General features: G+C 45.2%; 11 protein-coding genes. 3 read left to right on the forward strand and 8 right to left on the reverse strand.

The annotated features are described in order from the left end of the window. Positions 1 to 699 (forward strand): Crp/Fnr family transcriptional regulator, encoded by a 699-nt coding sequence (locus J2T16_RS04865; RefSeq protein WP_499017866.1) that lies wholly within the window; start codon positions 1 to 3, stop codon positions 697 to 699. A 15-nt stretch (positions 700 to 714) separates the two neighbouring features. Then, positions 715 to 1212: a DMT family transporter gene (locus J2T16_RS04870; protein WP_499017867.1), complete on the forward strand. Its 498-nt coding sequence runs from the start codon at positions 715 to 717 to the stop codon at positions 1210 to 1212. 228 nt (positions 1213 to 1440) lie between these two features. On the opposite strand, the gene J2T16_RS04875 is transcribed toward J2T16_RS04870, so the two are convergent. The 6 genes from J2T16_RS04875 to J2T16_RS04900 form a co-directional block, all read right to left on the reverse strand. Continuing rightward, positions 1441 to 2922, reverse strand: coding sequence for a hypothetical protein (locus tag J2T16_RS04875; protein WP_499017868.1), 1482 nt, complete (start codon positions 2920 to 2922; stop codon positions 1441 to 1443). A gap of 682 nt (positions 2923 to 3604) precedes the next feature. Then, positions 3605 to 4321, reverse strand: a complete 717-nt coding sequence (locus tag J2T16_RS04880; protein WP_090924069.1) for a YebC/PmpR family DNA-binding transcriptional regulator — start codon at positions 4319 to 4321, stop codon at positions 3605 to 3607. A 152-nt stretch (positions 4322 to 4473) separates the two neighbouring features. Further along, positions 4474 to 6195: an assimilatory sulfite reductase (NADPH) hemoprotein subunit gene (gene cysI, locus J2T16_RS04885; protein ID WP_221788567.1), complete on the reverse strand. Its 1722-nt coding sequence runs from the start codon at positions 6193 to 6195 to the stop codon at positions 4474 to 4476. A gap of 53 nt (positions 6196 to 6248) precedes the next feature. Then, complete coding sequence (locus J2T16_RS04890) at positions 6249 to 8078, reverse strand: assimilatory sulfite reductase (NADPH) flavoprotein subunit (protein WP_499017869.1); 1830 nt, start codon at positions 8076 to 8078, stop codon at positions 6249 to 6251. Positions 8079 to 8351: 273 nt separating this feature from the next. Continuing rightward, the gene (locus J2T16_RS04895; RefSeq protein ID WP_499017870.1) at positions 8352 to 13604 is read right to left on the reverse strand and encodes an S-layer homology domain-containing protein; all 5253 of its coding nucleotides are present in this window, start codon (positions 13602 to 13604) and stop codon (positions 8352 to 8354) included. A gap of 407 nt (positions 13605 to 14011) precedes the next feature. Continuing rightward, the gene (locus tag J2T16_RS04900) at positions 14012 to 15568 is read right to left on the reverse strand and encodes an ABC-F family ATP-binding cassette domain-containing protein (protein ID WP_090924001.1); all 1557 of its coding nucleotides are present in this window, start codon (positions 15566 to 15568) and stop codon (positions 14012 to 14014) included. A gap of 193 nt (positions 15569 to 15761) precedes the next feature. Between J2T16_RS04900 and J2T16_RS04905 the strand changes: the two genes are divergently transcribed. Further along, positions 15762 to 16217, forward strand: coding sequence for an SET domain-containing protein (locus tag J2T16_RS04905; RefSeq protein ID WP_090924000.1), 456 nt, complete (start codon positions 15762 to 15764; stop codon positions 16215 to 16217). Between the two features lie 357 nt (positions 16218 to 16574). Here J2T16_RS04905 and J2T16_RS04910 read toward each other — a convergent pair whose 3' ends face one another. Together J2T16_RS04910 and J2T16_RS04915 are read right to left on the reverse strand one after the other, a co-directional pair. Next, on the reverse strand, positions 16575 to 17489 hold the full coding sequence (locus tag J2T16_RS04910) for a phosphotransferase (protein WP_499017871.1): 915 nt from the start codon (positions 17487 to 17489) through the stop codon (positions 16575 to 16577). A gap of 193 nt (positions 17490 to 17682) precedes the next feature. Next, positions 17683 to 18291: a DUF1349 domain-containing protein gene (locus J2T16_RS04915; protein ID WP_499017872.1), complete on the reverse strand. Its 609-nt coding sequence runs from the start codon at positions 18289 to 18291 to the stop codon at positions 17683 to 17685. Positions 18292 to 18388: the final 97 nt, after the last annotated feature.

Consider the following 18388-nt stretch of genomic DNA (forward strand, 5'->3'; position numbering starts at 1 on the left):
ATGGAAGAGATTCATCAATCCCAGCAAATTATGGACTATTTGAAACAGTATCAATTGGAGGCGGTTTTTCACGAACACCTACGTCCTCATATGACCCTATGTCAATTTGAAAAATGTGAGCTCATCTGCCGCGAAGGCGAAGCTTCCGAATACTTATATGTCCTGGTAGAGGGGAAAATTAAAATTTTCACCACCTCTCCACAAGACAAAACACTCGTGCTCTGTTTCAAAACACCCCTTGAAGTGGTGGGAGATATCGAATATGTGCGTGAAAGTAACATCGTTAACACCGTTCAGGCGGTGTCCCCTGTTGTAATGCTCCGTATTCATTACCGCTGGCTTACTGAGCTTGCCAGTGATTACGCGCCATTACTGCAATTTTTGCTAAAAATAATCTCACACAAGTTTTACATCGATTCGAACTTTTCGAACTTTAATCTGATGTATCCGGTGGATGTTCGCTTAGCCAGTTATCTGTTATCCATCTCAACGGATGAAGGCGGAACCGTAATGCATGAGGAACTCGACGCTTTTAACCTGACGGACATCGCCAACCTGATCGGCACCAGCTATCGTCATTTGAATCGGGTGATTCAGAAGCTATGTGCTGACGGTTACATCCAACGGGATCAAGGATTAATCCGCATTAAAAATCGTGCAGGCCTTAGGCACATTGCGGGACATAACATTTATGAATAAGGAGTTAGGACACGCATGATCATTACAGGTATTTTACTTGCGCTACTGGCTGGTTCACTGGTCAGTCTGCAAACGATATTTAATAGTAAAGTCAATGAACGCACCGGTTCATGGTCGACCACAACGATGGTGTTATTTACCGGATTTATTGCTTCTTTTGTAATCTCCTTACTCGTTGAAGGAAAAAATACATTTAGCATTCAGCACATGCAGTCGTGGTACTGGCTGAGTGGTGCGATTGGTGTAGGCGTCGTCTTCTGTCTCGTTCAAGGCATGAAGTTACTTGGCCCAACCTATGCGATTTCCATCGTATTAACCTCTCAGTTAAGCTTCGCTTTACTATTTGATTCGATGGGTTGGCTCGGTCTGGAGCAAATTCCGTTCTCATGGAACCAACTTATTGGTGTGCTTGTCATTGTAGGTGGCATCGTGCTCTTCAAATTTGGCGGACTGAAAAAAGAAACATCCGATTCATCGGATAAGCAAGCCCACACTGTTCCGACTAAATCTTAATATAAATCAAAAGAGACTTCCAATATGTCATGTTAGACATATTGGAAGTCCTTCATTTTCAATACTATAAAATTATCTCCTATTCTCATCAAGGGTAACTACCTGAAATTTTTACCACATAGAAATAAAAAAGTCATGCCCATCAGGCATGACTTCATCTCTTTTCATAATCTAATTTGTTTGACATTTGGTTATATAAACCCCTCATTCAATATGCAAGGGCTGGTTTTATTCAGTCTTCAGACTACCATCAATATCGATAAATGAAACAACCTTATCGTTGTTATTGAAGTTAATAGTGTTAGCTCCGTACTGCCAGCTGTTATCATATAAGATGGCTGAAGGTGTTCCCATAGCCTTAATAACATCTTCTTTGCTAGAACCAATTGTCAGGTCTGGAGCGTTAGGCTCTTTATATCCTAAAGTAACCTTTAGAAAATGATTATGGTTTCTCCATGCCTTAACTTCTCCTTTTGAATCGAAACAAATATAAGACAGTTTATCATCATAAAACCACCATACTTCATTACCAATAGTAATTTCTCTACCTTTACCCTTTTCACCCATTAGTGATAGAACTTCTTCTTTAGATGAACCAATAGTAAAGTATTGAAATGGATCAAATGTATTAACGAATTCCGTTGTATTAAAGTTGAATAAGTACTCCTCTGTGCCATTCACTACTATTATCTCGTTTATTCCCGCCTTAAGCCAGAAAGTATAGGAGACCTTATCATCATTCCAATTATGATTTTGTCCCTCTAATAGTTCTCCATTCCAAAATCCGTAAATAAATTCACCATTAGGTTTATAAATTGTTAGGACGAGTTCATCTCCTTCAACTAGATCTTCAACTGTTTCCCCATCCTTTATGCTGAATACATCGTTACTTCCACGTCTAGGCAAATAGTATTCGGCTTTCAGTTCAAAAATGTGCGTAGATTGTTGTATTTTTGGCTCATCATTTTCGTTTTGTGTTGAAGCTGATGAGGAATTCTCAACATTACTACTTACAGCATCAAATCCACTCTGTCCGCTATTTCCGAATCCTGCTTGGCCTGAGCTATCCTTAACTTGCGGTGAATCTGGTACTGATTTACTACTGGAATTACCACCAAAAACACCACCTGAACTGATTGTATTTGAGTTCGTAGCAGTGATAGTTTCTTTTCCATCACTGAAAAATATCAGCCAAATGAAAGAAGCTATTATAATGAATCCATATATTGTTGAAAAATTCTCACGTTCTTTAATAAAGTTCCAAAATCCATCAAAAAAGAATCCAACCTTATCAAGGAAAGTTACAGTTGTCTCTGGAATCGGTTCATCCAAGAACCAACTTTTGTACTTACGTTTACTATACATGTGACCATGAGTATAATCACGATTCAATTGCAATCTTGCTTCTCTACCAATGGAGGCAGCATAACTTGATGATGAGGTTTGTCGAACATATTGGTCGAACAAAGCATTATGGGGATAGACATTACCTAATTCATCTGGTTTCTGTTCTTCTGTTGCCAAAGATAAAAATGCTTTTAAAGAATCATTTCGAGCAATTGCCCGAAGTGCTATTTCTTTTAAGTGACGCTTCGAGTACCGATTTAAGTTCTTATACTCTTCAATTATTAGCTCGTTCAACTCGATCTCTTTCCTCATTGCTTCTCTTACGTCAAGCTTCGCTATTTCCAATAAACTTTCTTTGAGCATTATATATATTCCCCTTGAGATCGTCGATGAGACAACTCTTTTATTGAATGATTAGATAAACTTTTACTCATTTAATAAATCTAACTAGTATAGACGGAAGCTAATCCTCCCATCTCACCAATATAACATCAATATTTATAAGATCAGATGATAGCAGATGTATGAGATGGGGAAATAACTACATGCCTATATCTCTTTTTATTAGAAAATATCGTTGCAATCAAATGACTGTTAAGCCACTTGAACAAAGAGTTTAGTGATGTTAGCACCAATTTTATCAGCCTAAGGAGTATTTAGTTTTCCATTCTAGCCTTATGACATATGTACATTTTATTTAAAGCTTCTTTAGTTCAATAGTCAACTCCTTCAAGGAAGTAAGAATATTCTTATTGAATAATTCAGATTTCTATTTTTCGTATTGGTTATTAATATCATATTTGTTATTTGTCAGTTTAGTTACTAAACTTCAAATCAAAAAAACTCACTTTTTGTGTAATAGTTTCACACAAAAAGTGAGTTTTTTGAACAACAGGAATACGAAAAATTAATGTTAATCATCCTAATCCCCGCCAAAAAACTTATTGTACATCATCGCTAACAACTAATTGGTAAACAATAAGCCGTTTATTGAGTACAGAAATGATACATAAATGCTAAATATTTAATAGGTTTTATTCAATCCTTACACAAACTCCACGTTATGATATACCTGCTGCACATCTTCCAGGTCTTCGAGCGCATCGATCAGCTTCTCGAACTGAACTTGTGCATCTGCAGGCAGTTCAATGTGGTTTTGTGCCAGCATCGTCAGCTCGGCTACCGTGAACTCGTTCACGCCAGCAGCTTTAAATGCTTCTTGTACTGCGTGGAATTGGTCTGGTTCTGCGTATACGATAACCGCTTCATCTTCATCCACGATATCACGCACATCCACATCTGCTTCCAACATGATTTCCAGCACTTCTTCCGCATTTTTACCTTCAACGCCGATGACTGCTGTAGGATCAAACATGTAAGCAACAGAACCACTCACACCCATGTTGCCCCCGTTTTTGTTAAACGCAGAACGCACTTCAGGTGCTGTACGGTTTACGTTATTCGTGAGCGCATCCACGATGACCATCGCACCGTTTGGTCCGAAGCCTTCGTAACGCAACTCTTCATAGTTCTCATCGCCGCTGCCTTTTGCTTTTTCCATTGCACGGTCAATGATGGCTTTAGGTACGTTATACGTTTTGGCACGCTCCAGAACGACCTTCAGTGCACGGTTCGCTTCAGGGTCCGGTTCGCCCTTCTTCGCCGCTACATAGATCTCAACGCCAAATTTCGCGTAGACCCGGCTTGTGTTTGCGTCTTTTGACGCTTTCTTTTCCTTAATATTATTCCACTTACGACCCATATCGTTTCCGCTCACTTTCAACATGTAATCTGCTTTCTACTTTGTCATTATATCGTGTTGCGCTTGGTTCAACAAGTTCATCTCATCAAACGATTCTGCATCGAAGAAACAAAAAGCACTCCGTAAGGAATGCTTTTTGAGTATGCATCAAGTTACGCGTGGAACTGTCTTCCGTCCAGCACTTCAGGTACATAACCCGCACGGATCACGAAATCTCCGAAATGCTCGCCTTCGTTGCGCTCTTTGGCATATTGATTAATCATCGGTGTCAGTGTGTCCAGAATCTCATTTTCACCGATATTTTCGCGGTACAATTTGTTCAGACGATGACCTGTAAAACTACCACCGAGATAGAAATTGTACTTGCCTGGTGCCTTTCCGATAAAAGCAATCTCTGCCAGCATCGGTCTGGCGCACCCATTCGGGCAACCTGTCATACGAATGACAATCTCTTCATCCCTCAAACCCGCTTCATCCAGTACAGGCTCCAATTTGTCGATCAAGGACGGCAGGTAACGCTCGGACTCAGCCATGGCAAGACCACAGGTTGGGAGTGCGACACAAGCCATGGAACTTCTGCGAAGTGCTGAATAATGCGCGCCATCCGTCAGATTGTATTGTTGCATCAATGCTTCAATCTTTTTCTTTTTCTGACTGCTAATGTTACCGATAATCAGGTTTTGGTTCGCCGTCAGACGGAAATCTCCGGTGTGTATTTTGGCAATTTCACGCAAACCCGTCATGAGCGGATAACCCTCTACATCTTTTACCCGTCCATTCTGAATGAACAACGTGTAATGCCATTTGCCATTACTGCCTTTCACCCAGCCATAACGATCCCCATTATGGTCAAAATGATATGCACGTGCCGCTTCCAGACTCCAGCCAAGACGACTCGTTAACTCATCAACAAACCACTCCAGACCATGGTCATCGATTGTATATTTGAAACGCGCATGTTTACGAACCGCACGATCCCCGTAGTCACGCTGAATCATAACCGTTTTCTCTGCAACATCAATCATCTGCTCCGGCGTGCAGAAACCAATGACTTTGGATACTTGAGGATATGTCTTCGAATCTCCGTGAGACATGCCCATTCCTCCGCCAACAGATACGTTAAATCCTTGCAGTTTGCCGTTCTCTACAATGGCGATAAAACCGAGATCCTGTGAAAATACATCCACATCATTGGACGGCGGTACCGCGATACCAATTTTGAACTTACGTGGCAAGTATACCTTGCCGTAGATGGGTTCAACTTCTTCGTCCGAATCTTGGGAGTCAATGATCTTCTCCCCATCGAGCCACAGTTCATGATATGCACGAGTTCGCGGATCGAGATGATTACTCACCTGACAAGCCCATTCATACACTTCAGCATGAACTTCAGACTGATTCGGATTCGGGTTGCACATCACGTTACGGTTAACGTCTCCACATGCAGCGAGTGTACTTAGCAAAGAGTCATTGACCTCACGAATCGTATTTTTGAGATCCCATTTCAACACCCCGTGCAACTGAAACGATTGACGAGTGGTCAGACGGATCGTCTGGTTCGCATATTTATGGGCAACACGGTCCATCATCAGCCACTGCTCCGGCGTTACGATTCCCCCGGAAGCACGCACACGTAGCATGAACTGATAAGCAGGCTCCAGCTTGGATTTATTGCGCTCATTGCGCAGGTCACGATCATCCTGCATGTAGCTGCCATGATGTTTCATCAGCCGGTTATCATCTTCGGGAATTGAGCCAGTAATGCGATCGGCCAGTGTCTCCGTGAGACTTCCACGCAAGTAATTGCTCTTGATCTTTATATCTTCCACATCGCTGTTGGTACGTTGCGGATTAAGTAAGTTATTATAAGCCATGCCGCTTTCTCCTCTCGTTTCTGCGGAATATAACCTTTCGGCTTAGCCTTGGATTAATACACATCCCGCTGATAACGTTTCTCCTGTTGTAACCGTGTCATGTATTCCACAGCCTGCTCGGATGACAGGCCGCCTTCCTGCTGTAGAATCGTAATCAGCGCCGCATGTACATCATGAGCCATTTTTTTCTCATCGCCGCAAATATACACGCTTGCTCCATCCTGAAGCCATTGGTACAATTCCTTGCTATGTTCCAGCATACGGTGCTGTACATATACTTTCTGTTCCGTATCACGAGAGAAGGCAACATCCATTTTCGTCAGAACGCCATCTTTGAGCCAACGCTGCCACTCCGTTTGGTAAAGGAAGTCTGTTGAGAAGTGCTGGTCCCCGTAGAAGAGCCATGTTTTTCCTTCTGCACCCGTTTCTTCTCTTTCGCCAAGGAAAGAGCGGAATGGAGCAACCCCTGTTCCAGGTCCAACCATAATGATGGGTGTATCCGGATTCTCGGGTAATTTGAAGTTGGGATTATGCTGAATATATACTGGCAAAGTGTCACCAGCTTCGATACGTTCAGCGAGATGTACCGAGCATACGCCATAACGTTGTCTGCCACGTGCTTCATAACGTACAGTCCGAACCGTTAGATGAACCTCGTCCGGGAAAGACTTCGAGCTGCTTGCAATGGAATACAGACGTGCTGGTATTTTCCGAAGAACCGCTAGAAACTGAGCGGCTGGAATGCCCTTCAGTGCGTAGTCCTGAACCACATCTAGCAGATCGGAGCTATTCATGACGTTACGGAATTCGGAATCATTGGCGAGTAATGCTGTTAATTCGTTTCCTGAACTCAACTTGGCGAGTTGCTCTGCCACCGGTTTGGTTACTGCTGTAATCTCGTAATGACGCAGCAGTGCTTCGTAAACCGATACCTGATCTCCATTTTTGTTCACCGTAACCCGTTCGTCTGCGTTCCACCCCATAGCTGCAATTAATTCATCCACGAGGCGCGGATGGTTTTCCGGGAAAACACCCAGGCTATCGCCCGGCTCATAATCCAGATTGGAACCTTCCAAAGATAGCTCAATATGGCGTGTCTCACGATCTGATCCGCGGCCATTCAAGTTGAGATTTTCCAGCACCTCTGCCTTGAACGGGTTGGTACGGTTATATTCCGATTCTCCACCACTTACCGCGGCTGTAATCGCTTCACTGGTTACCGCACCCGCAGTAGCTACTGTACTGCTAAGCGATGCAAGTACATCGTTCATCCACGTTGCAGCTGGCTCATCAAAATCAACATCACAGTCTACTCGTGGAACCAAAGCTGTTGCGCCCAGTTCCTGTAGTCGTTTATCAAAATCCTTACCCGTTTGACAGAAGAACTCATAAGAGGTATCTCCAAGTGCCAATACGGAATAACGAAGTCCGTCCAGCTTTGGAGCACGTTTGCTATTCAAAAACTCATGAAAAGGAATTGCATTATCCGGCGGTTCGCCTTCTCCATGTGTGCTGACCACAATCAGAAGATTTTCAATTTTCTTCAGTCCGTTCGGTTTGAAATCTCCCATGGATGACAAGGTTACTTGCAGTCCCTGTTCTTCCAGCTTCTTACCGAGTTTTTTCGATAATCCAATGGAATTCCCTGTCTGGGAACCGTACAGCACCGTAACTTCACGGGAAACGGCAGGAGCACTGACCGGCGCTGCTACCGGATTTTGTCCAACTTGCCCAATAGTCTGTGCTGTTGCCACACCTGCTTGATACGCTGCAATATACCCACCAAGCCAGAGTCTTTGTCCGTCCGTTAATGTAGGAATAAGTCGATTGAGCAATTCTACCTGCTCTTGATTAAAAGGACTATTTGTCACTTGAAGTTCCACCATCTGCCACCTCACGCATTACTTCGATTTTAATTCCTACTAAAATGATCATATTAATTTCTTCTCTCTAGAACCTAACACACCGGGGGGTGAGGGTCAATTTCAATGATTTTATACCATTTATCAGTTTCACTGATAAAGGAACAAAACGTGAAAATCACCTCGTTGCAAATACATCAACAACAATCGACAATGAACAGCAAAAAAAGCTTGCTTTGACCTGACTTCAGGTGAAAACAAGCTTCTTTCTATTTTATAAGTTACAGTGATTCATCACTTTTTCCAGACCAGCTTGCTCATCATTGCATAGATCAGCGTAGCAGATTCGGCTCGGCTGGCTTCAGCCGCAGGTTTTACTTCACCGTTGTAACCACCTACGATGCCCAGGTTCACAAGCGCAGCTACACTTTCTCTTGCATACGAGTTGATCTGAACTGCGTCCCGGAAACGGGCAAGATCAGTTGCGGAAGAATTCTGTGCTTCATCATCAATGAGTCCAGCCGAAACAAGCGCTCTTACTGTTAAGGTCATCATCTCCTGACGAGTAATCGTGGACTCTGGCTTGAAACGTCCATCTCCAGCCCCATCCGTAATACCGAGTGATCGTGCTATGTTAACGGCCTTATAATAAGAAGATTGTTCATTCACATCCTTGAATGGTTCAGTAGAACTCCCGTTTAGGCCGAGCGAAGCTACAAGCCACTGCACATATTGCCCGCGTGTCATATCTTGCTTTGGATGAAGCTGTCTGGTGTCCTCACTACCTGTTGCATCCACCACGCCCCGAACAGCGAGTGCCTCCATCGCTTTTTGTGCCCATGGTACTCCGGCTAGATCCGAAAAGTTCTCTTCCATAGATAAGGCAGCATATGCACCAGTCAAGGATAAAGCATTTGCAGAAAATATAATCTCACCGCGTTGCGGATCGTAATAACTCTGTGGCAGCGGTTTGATTTCCCCGCTTGCTCCAATTTGCACAGCAATCACTTTATCAGCGACGGTATCTTTCGAAGAGGTATACGGTAATTCAATTGAAATCTCTCTATCAGGCATGAAGTTCTGATGATTAAGGCTAAATTCGATTTGCACACCATGTCCTGCTCCCAAACGATCCGTTATCCCTTGCGAAAGCGGTGTGCGGATCAATCGAATAATTGCCGTACCCTCATTGGTTCCCTCTTTTGGCAGCAAATCAGCGGGAAGCTCAACCGTCGCAAACGCAGACACGATACGGAAAACATCGGATTTCTTCTGCTCCAGCAGGGATGAAACTGGCAGGGCCAGCTCATATGCAGCCGCTTCCGGAACAGACTTCAAGCGAAATTCAACCAGACGTTGACCTGTGCCTGTAAGAGGTGCGGCTTTGACCGCAGCTTCAATCGCTGAAGCATCCACTTTGGACTGTGCATTTCCTTCTGGAGCCGAAGAGGCTTGCAGTTCAAGAACAGCGCGGTCCTTTTCTGTGACAGGTTGAGTTGACGACTGCGATTGAGTTGTGCCTGAGGTACCATTATTGTTGCCTATCTGACCACCGTTGCCCGGGTTTGAACCATTTCCATTATTGCCGCCTGAGCTATTCCCTGATCCTCCGCCAGAATTCCCTCCTGAATCATTGCCGCCTGGAGATGTTGTACGTGCAGGCACTTTAATGATCAGAGGCGTCGTTATCGCTTTGCTCCCATCAGAGGTTCGTGTGATGGCAAGTTCAATCCAGACCGTCGTCTCACTCGCTGGTAAAATAATGCTTCCGTCCAGTTGCACTACAGTCGGAGCTGTGCTTGAATGAACGGATGCCATGAAACCTTGAGGCAACACTGGCAGTTTAATTTTTGCAGAAGCCGTCGTTGGCTGTTCGAGTGTTGTAATGCCTGAAGCCACGTCAGCAGCCGTCTGGCGAGTTGTTGTGATTTGATAAGGATCAGACAATCCTTTGATGGATTGGCTTGCATCGTCCAGTGCCTCGACTTTGTAATAGTAAACCGTATCTTCACTCAGCCCAGAATCCGTATACTCTGGAAGCGCGCCGGAATAAACTATTTCGTAAGTTCCTTCTTCTTGATTCGAACGATACAGCTTATAGGTTGCCGCACCGTGTAATGTATCCCAGCCAAGTTTTACACTTGAAGGCGTGGCGGAAACAGAGTGCAGCCCCCCGCTACCGTAACCAGGAGACGATATATCAGGTTTTACAATCATGATCCAGCTGATCAGCGGGTCCTGGGAAGCAGTATTACGCACCGTGATATCCAGTTTACCGTCTGACACTTGAATACCCTTTTGCGCCCGAACACTTGCAGGGATATAGGTAACCGCCCCGGTATTCGTACCGTTAATTAACAAATCCGCACGGCGTGAAGTATTCGTCCACGGATCATTGAATCCCGCATACACATCATACTCACCGTTTGGTACATCAAAGCTATAGGTCAAATCCTTGCCTTTAGGCGAGTTGCTGACATTGCCGCCATTCAGATAACGTACGGTCGAGAAAATATCACCGCCGTTCGAACCGGAAGGCAGCGCATCGGCACTAACATATCCCCAGGATTGACCATTAGCCGGAGCATACATCTGATCTATAATTCCCGGATGCATGAGCGTATCTTGCATATAACCACTCATCAGCTTGTAATCTGCCGTATCATAACCACCGCTGTTCACAAAGTATAATGTATTCTCGGGAATGACAAACACACGAACTGCCTGTGTTTTGTTGTTATACTCAGGGGTTGTAATCTGTAGCGTAAGCGGTCCAGGCTTGGAAAAATCCTCCGCTGTCATCGCACGATGATTAATCGTCCAGACGGCTGGCGTTGACACGAGATTATTTCCATCACGCACCTTTACCGTGGAAGGAAGCACTGGAACTTCGCCAAGCTTCACCGCTTCAGGCAGTTTATCTGCGATATCTACCTTACCCATGGAATTCAACAGATCGGGTGTCCAGCTGTTATACCACTTGATCGCAATGTCTGACCCTATACCGAATTCGATTGGCAAAAACACGTACTTGGCTGCATCGTTGGCGAAATTGCCTCCGTTCCACATATCTCCTACATAAATAAACTTGCCCTTTTCCGGATCAACCGGGATGATTGAAGTTGCCTGTGTACCAAATGCCTTCCCGGGATCAGGATCACTCGGCAGTGTGCGGACAAACGGATTTGTCATCGCCGACCAAGGTCCGAAGATATGATCCGCGACCGTAACTTTGTTTTCATTAGGAGCCCAGCCCGTTGCACCCGATGTTATAATATAGTATTTGCCCTGATACTTGAACATGGCCGGTGCTTCACGCTGTCCACCCGGGAATACCCGGACATAGTCTACGCCGTATTCCGCCTGATACACGCTATCGCGGACAGGATTGCCTTTATCATCCTTAAGACCTTGCTTATGCCAGCCTGTGACGTCACTGTAATCCTCGGTGAGCTTGGAAATGTATAACGTCAGATTTTCTTCGCTGGAGTAGATCAGGTAACCCGTGCCGTCATCATCCTTAAATAGCGTCATGTCACGGGCCATTCCTCTGTCACTTGGGAAATAGTCCTTCTCGCCTTCAGGGGCCATGTCCATACGGTAACTTTTCTGATATATAAAAGGTCCAGCAGGTGAGTCACTGATTGCATAACCGGCCTTCGCTTTACCGTAATTCGCATTATTGTTGTAAGGGTCCTTGTCTCCATCCATATGAGCCCACATGACATATTTTTTCGTTTTATCATTGTAAATGACCTTTGGCCGTTCGATAATCCGTCCTTTGCGAATATCGGCCCAGATGTCCACACGATCCTCGCGACCTGCATAGAGTTCCTTGATTAACGGGTTTGTGTCAAAATCATCCATCGATTGCAGCATCGTCAATGCCATGCCTTCGTCTGTCCAGTTCATCAGGTCTTTGGAAGAATAGGCACGCACACCCGCAGCAGGCCACCCCCCCGTATGATATTCGCCATACCAGTAATATTTTTCTGTTTTTTCATCGTAAAAGAAACCTGCGCCATGAGCATCAATCGGTTTGCCGTTTTGATCCGGCCACATTTGTCCTGGCGTAATACTTGTGCGCACCGTGGATACACCAAGCGGTGCAGATACAGGAGTGTCCATTCCGTCCACTTTGGCCTGAATTGTATAAAAGTATCCCGTGCCCATCGTCAAACCTGTATCGTCTAACGAAGTAGACTTCCCTGTGTAGACTTGCTGATACGTCCCCGAAGCGCTTGTGGCCTTCGAAACCGTGTAGGAGACTTCCGATCCGGGCAGTGCAGCCCATCCTAAGGAAATGGACGTATCCGTTATAGCAGTAACACCAAATCCTGAAGGAGAATCTACCGTGTACGTCTGCGCTTCCGCTGTACTAAATGCCGATTCACCCGCAGCATTGTACGCCGTCACCCGATAACTGTAATTCTTTCCAGGCTCAAGTGCCTGATCTGTAAAAGACAATAGGTTGCCGTCATATACCTGTTCATAATCTTCCGTTCCTTGCTCGGCGCGAACGACACGATAACCATTCGCCTTACTGACCGTATTCCAGCTCAATTTGACACTTGTCGCTGTCAACGCTGTCGCCTTCAAGTCCCCCGGTGCCTGTGGTGCCTCGGCAGCCGTTTTGGCTTCAAGCGGGACAGACCACTGTGACTCGGTTAATGCCCCGTAGTCATAGGCAAGTCTGTAATAATAGGCTGTATCCGAGCTTAGTCCTTCATCCACATAACTTGTTGATGACATCTGACTTACATAAGAGTAGCCGCCTTCCTCTGTGTTCGAGCGATACAGACGGTAACCCGTTGCCCCTTCAATATCCGGCCAATGCAATGAAATTGAAGATGCCGTCTCTCCATCCTTTGCAAGCACAGCTTCATTCATTCGAGGCGGCTCCGCAATCATTACATCATCAATATGTACGGTCTGCCACTTATTTCGAATGCCAACGGTACCGGTTGCAATAGATGTATCGTTCAGATCAAAAACCAATCGGTCCATCCCATTTTCGACGATATAACCGCGGATGGAGGTCCCCGATACCGACACTTTAAGCGTATACCATGTATTTTTACTGAATGCATACTCCACCGATTTTAGCGTGGTATCTGCGCCATTTACTCTTTTGCTGAAAACGAGTTTGTTGCCGGGCACCTGCATTTGGAAATAGTAGTAGTTGCTCTTGTCTTGAAACCGCGGCAAAATACCGGGAAATCCCTCACCCGCTCCTGTATAAAAACGCATCGACACTGTTTTATCCGGTACGGGCTCCCCCGTTGTGATAAAACCTTCATCGGTCCCATTTTGAAAAAGAACCTGGTTGGCTGCGTCCGTCGGATCTGATGTCACTTGCCACTGGCCTGAGATCACATGCCATTCTGGTGAAACGGTATAGTCCCCATCGGAAAAATCGTCTTGAATTAACAATGCGGGAATAAGAGCTCCATCTGCAAGAACCTTGTTCGGGTACATCAACGGTCCTGAAGATAACATCAGTGCAGCGGATAATAGAATTGCAACCGGTTTTCTCAGTTTATCCAATCTCGATTCGCTCCTTTGCGCCTGAAAATATAAGCAGGTTCCTTACATATTCAGCGTAGTGGTTAAACACGCCCTAGTACACATGAATCAGTCCATTGGGCCTCAGACCATGCTTCTTCCGCTGATCACACCTCCCCATTCAATGAAACCGGTTTCATTCAAGAGCAAAAAAAGCCCCGTTTACTCAGGCAGGTGCAATCATGCACGTTACGGAGAACCGAGAACCGTTTCTTTTTTGCCCATGTCGTCAAACAGGTTTCTTAAACACAAAATGTAACCGCTTTCTAGAATTAGAATATCGTTTGCTTTTAAGGCTGTCAACCATTCTTTTGTCCTATTTCATCCTCCGCCTAATATGACAAAAAACGCGTATTCCACATGCTCTATGCAAGTGAAATACGCGCCTTTTAGAATACTTTGGTCGTCCAGGATTCACAGTTCCATGTGTCTGTCACGACGTCACGGTAAAATTCAGGTTCGTGTGAAATCAGCAAAATGCTGCCTTTGTACGCTTGAAGCGCACGTTTTAACTCATCCTTCGCATCCACGTCCAAGTGGTTCGTCGGCTCGTCAAGCACAAGCAGGTTGGTCTCATTGTTGATCAGCTTGCAAAGACGCACTTTCGCTTTCTCTCCACCACTGAGAACTGCGACCTTACTCTCGATATGTTTCGTTGTCAGTCCGCATTTGGCAAGTGCGGCACGAACTTCAAACTGGGTATAGGAAGGGAACTCCTGCCAGATCTCTTCAATACACGTATTGTAGTTGGCATCCTTCATCTCTTGCTGGAAGTATCCGATCTCCAGATGTTCTCCGCGCTGGACATTGCCTTCCAAAGGCTGAATTTCACCCAAAATGCTACGCATCAGGGTAGTTTTACCGATACCGTTCGCACCAACAAGCGCAATTTTCTGGCCGCGCTCCATACGCAGATCAAGCGGTCTGGACAACGGTTCGTTATAACCAATAACCAGGCCTTTCGTTTCAAAAATAAGCTTGCCTGACGTTCTCGCATCGCGGAAGTTGAACTGTGGCTTCGGTTTCTCCTTGGCCATCTCGATAACATCCATTTTGTCGAGTTTCTTCTGTCTGGACATCGCCATATTCCGAGTGGCAACGCTGGCTTTGTTACGTGCTACGAAGTCTTTCAGGTCTGCAATCTCTTGCTGCTGACGCTTGTACGCCGATTCCAGCTGTTGTTTCTTCATCTCGTAGACTTCCTGGAAGTGGTTGTAATCGCCCACATAACGCGTCAGGTCTTGATTTTCCATGTGGTAAATGAGGTTGATTACGCTGTTCAGGAACGGAATATCATGCGAGATGAGAATAAAGGCATTCTCATATTCCTGCAGATAACGTTTCAGCCATTCAATATGCTGTTCATCCAGATAGTTCGTCGGCTCGTCGAGGAGCAGAATATCCGGTTTTTCCAGCAATAGTTTGGCGAGCAATACTTTGGTCCGTTGTCCACCGCTCAGGTCATTAACGTCCTTGTCCAGACCAATGTCGGTCAAGCCCAGACCACGCGCAGTTTCGTCGACTTTGGCATCGATCATGTAAAAGTCCTGGTTTGTCAGTGTATCCTGAATTGTACCTACATCCTCAAGCAACTGCTCCAGTTCCTCTGGCGTAACGTCGCCCATCTTGCCGTACATGTCATTCATTTCCTGTTCCATGTCAAACAGGTATTGGAATGCGCTGCGCAGCACATCGCGAATCGATTGTCCTTTGCTGAGTACCGCATGCTGGTCGAGATAACCTACACGCATACGTTTGGACCATTCCACTTTACCTTCGTCTGGCTGTAGCTTACCTGTAATAATATTCATGAAGGTCGATTTACCTTCTCCATTCGCCCCGATCAGACCAATGTGTTCGCCTTTAAGCAAGCGGAATGAAACGTTGTTAAAGATAGCACGATCACCAAAACCGTGACTTAATTTTTCTACATTTAATATGCTCATTCATGACACCTTTTCTATATAGACTTAATTCTTTGTATATTATAAGCGTTATCTGCCGCACAACTCAACGCCCTATTTAAAAAATGTGATGTTCGATTTGCCTTATCCCGGCGTATGCGGTAAAATTTTGCCTTAAACGAATTACAACCATTATATAGAACGGAGCTCTCAGCGAGAGCATCAGGTGAATGTCATGATTGAAGTAAAACAGTCCAAGCTGGGTGACGGCGGTGAGTTTAATCGCGGGGTATTTGCTACAGTGGATATTGCAAAAGGTCAACTGATCCATCAGGCCCCTGTGGTGCCTTATCCAAATGAAGATCACGAGCATATTGAGAAAACAATTCTGGAGGATTACGTCTTCGAATACGGTGCCAATCATACGGCGATCCTGTTAGGATACGGCAGTCTGATTAATCATTCCTACGAGCCTAATGCCACGTATGATATCAACTTCGAAAATCACACCTTTGATTTCTATGCTTATAAAGACATCAAGGCTGGCGAAGAAATCCTCATTAACTATAACGGCGAAGAAGATAATATGGACCCGCTATGGTTTCTGGACGATTACGAAGAACGTATGCGCGAAATGCAGGACAAGGAAGAACAAGACGACGAGCTCACTCAAGAACCAGAACAGAAGTGACCAGACCAGTGCAGAGGCAAATTTATTCTAAAATGTAATATAGTGCTACCTCTAATCGCTCATCGAGCCATCCTATGAACGTACTTGAGCATTCTCACCCAGAATACAATTTTTCGCTAGCTGCCTCATGAAGCATTCATTGAATGTAATGTTGATATTTGACCATAAGAAAACCGCCTTTGTTGAAAAGGCGGTTTATTACAATCGTGTCCCGTTAGCGCAACGACTTACTCTGTTGAATTCCGTGTTCGTAGATGTAAAGCGGCGTCTGAGAAGGCGGATCGTACCTTATCGCGACTATAAACGCCAAAATGGTGTTGATAGCCATAGCCTCTTAGCCGGAACGAAATAATGAACCTAATCCGACAGTGCCCGCATGATGTTGGATTTCGCTTCTGCCGCAATCGTTTCATTCCCGTCATCGATCGCTTGCATTAAGATCAGTATAGGTATGTATACAGCGATCAGACGCGCCAGCAACTTCGTTTCCTCGTCCGCTCCTCCGTACGTTTCAAAAAACACGCCGCGAGCGTATGGTGGTAAAAAGCTATAAGCAATGCTCAAATCGCAAGCCGGATGACCTACGCTCAGATCACCCCAATCAATGATTCCGGAAACGATCCCGTTCTCATTCACAAGCATATTTTTGAAATGAAGATCTCCATGTAGCACTTTATTCACGGCCTCGACACGGTCCTGTGGCAGACTGCCAATATATGCTTCGATCACACCGAACTCTTCCGGAGACAAGTGTTCAACTACCTTCGACAGAAAACCCTCCATTTTCACTTTGCGCGATGCAATGTCCGTCAAGTTTCGATGATCTTGCTGAACTCCGCACTCCAGCGCCGCCTGCACCGGAAACTCATGTAATCTTCGCAAAAATTTCGCCAGCGTCTCTGCCGATAAAGCCCGGTGTTCTTCTGCCAAACCGATTGGGAAATCTCCTGGCACGTGGGCATAGCCGAGAAATGGTGCCGGGTATTCGTCACTTGCTTCGCCATAGAATAACGGTTTCGGATAAGGGATGGTCAAATATGCATCCAGCTTCGGTAGCAGCTTCCCTTCCATACGAATCGCACCAACTGCAAACGTCCTTCTTGGAAACCGGAATACATACTCGTTACCGATGAGAAAAACCGTATTGTCCCAACCCCAGCCCAATCGCTTCACTTGCTTTGATGACAGCTGAGGGAATTGTCTGCCGATCAGCGTCCGCGCTTGCTCTTCGTTAACCTCCCACTCCGCATCCCATACATTTGTTTCTCCCATGAATTGTCTGCCTCCTCGTTTCTTACATTCCCTGAAAGTTACGCATAACTGCCCTTTAGCTTAACAAGAAGAAGCAGAAAACCGAAGTTTTTTTATTCTTACAATCGAAGCAATCCTTCCATTTCTTCAATTGGCTGTGGTAGCTGTTTACATTTTGATTCACTGATTCCCTTACAGAATCTATTCTCTGCGTTTACCCGCTAATTGGTGGATCGGTATGCAAGTCTGCATCTGGTGCGGTGTATATCCATCTTGTAAAAGCAACCTCAAAGCCTGCCCGTTTAGGCGAGCAAAGGAACGGTCCTGCCTGCTTATCGGTTGGATAAGCAAATCTCGCCACCCGAATCGTACGCCACGGATGTTCATCTGTACGCGCACGAATGACAACGGATTCCTGGTGATACGATGCACGAATGGTAACGATTCGTCCCCCCCACTCCGGTACAGGTGAGAGTGACCAATCTGAAAATTGATCTGTGACAACAGCGCCCACATGCACAATGCCATCATTGACTTCAACCCCGGCTTTAATCCACTGATGTTCTCCATGCCACAGCATTAATCCCGCCTGATCATATAATTCGGTGAAAGAACTTAGATCAAACGAAACTTCAACAGCTTGTTCCCCATCCCACGGCGCAAGCAAGGCATGACCATTTCGGTGACAGAAACCATAGAACGTCTCTTCCCAAAAATCGCTACCCTCCTGAGCCTGTACAATCAACCTCTCTCCATCATGTTGGGTATGAACAGGCTCGGTTGTCCAGCTTCCTCGTTCAAGGTTTGTAAAGTTGACGGACATCTTCATTCCCATCCTTTCTGCTTCGTCTATACGTGTACCAATTCGACATACTCTGTACATTTACCTTGTAAACTACCTCATAATCTACCTTATATGC

Origin of the sequence: Paenibacillus intestini, from assembly GCF_030803945.1 — a bacterium.
Lineage (GTDB): Bacteria > Bacillota > Bacilli > Paenibacillales > Paenibacillaceae > Paenibacillus > Paenibacillus polysaccharolyticus.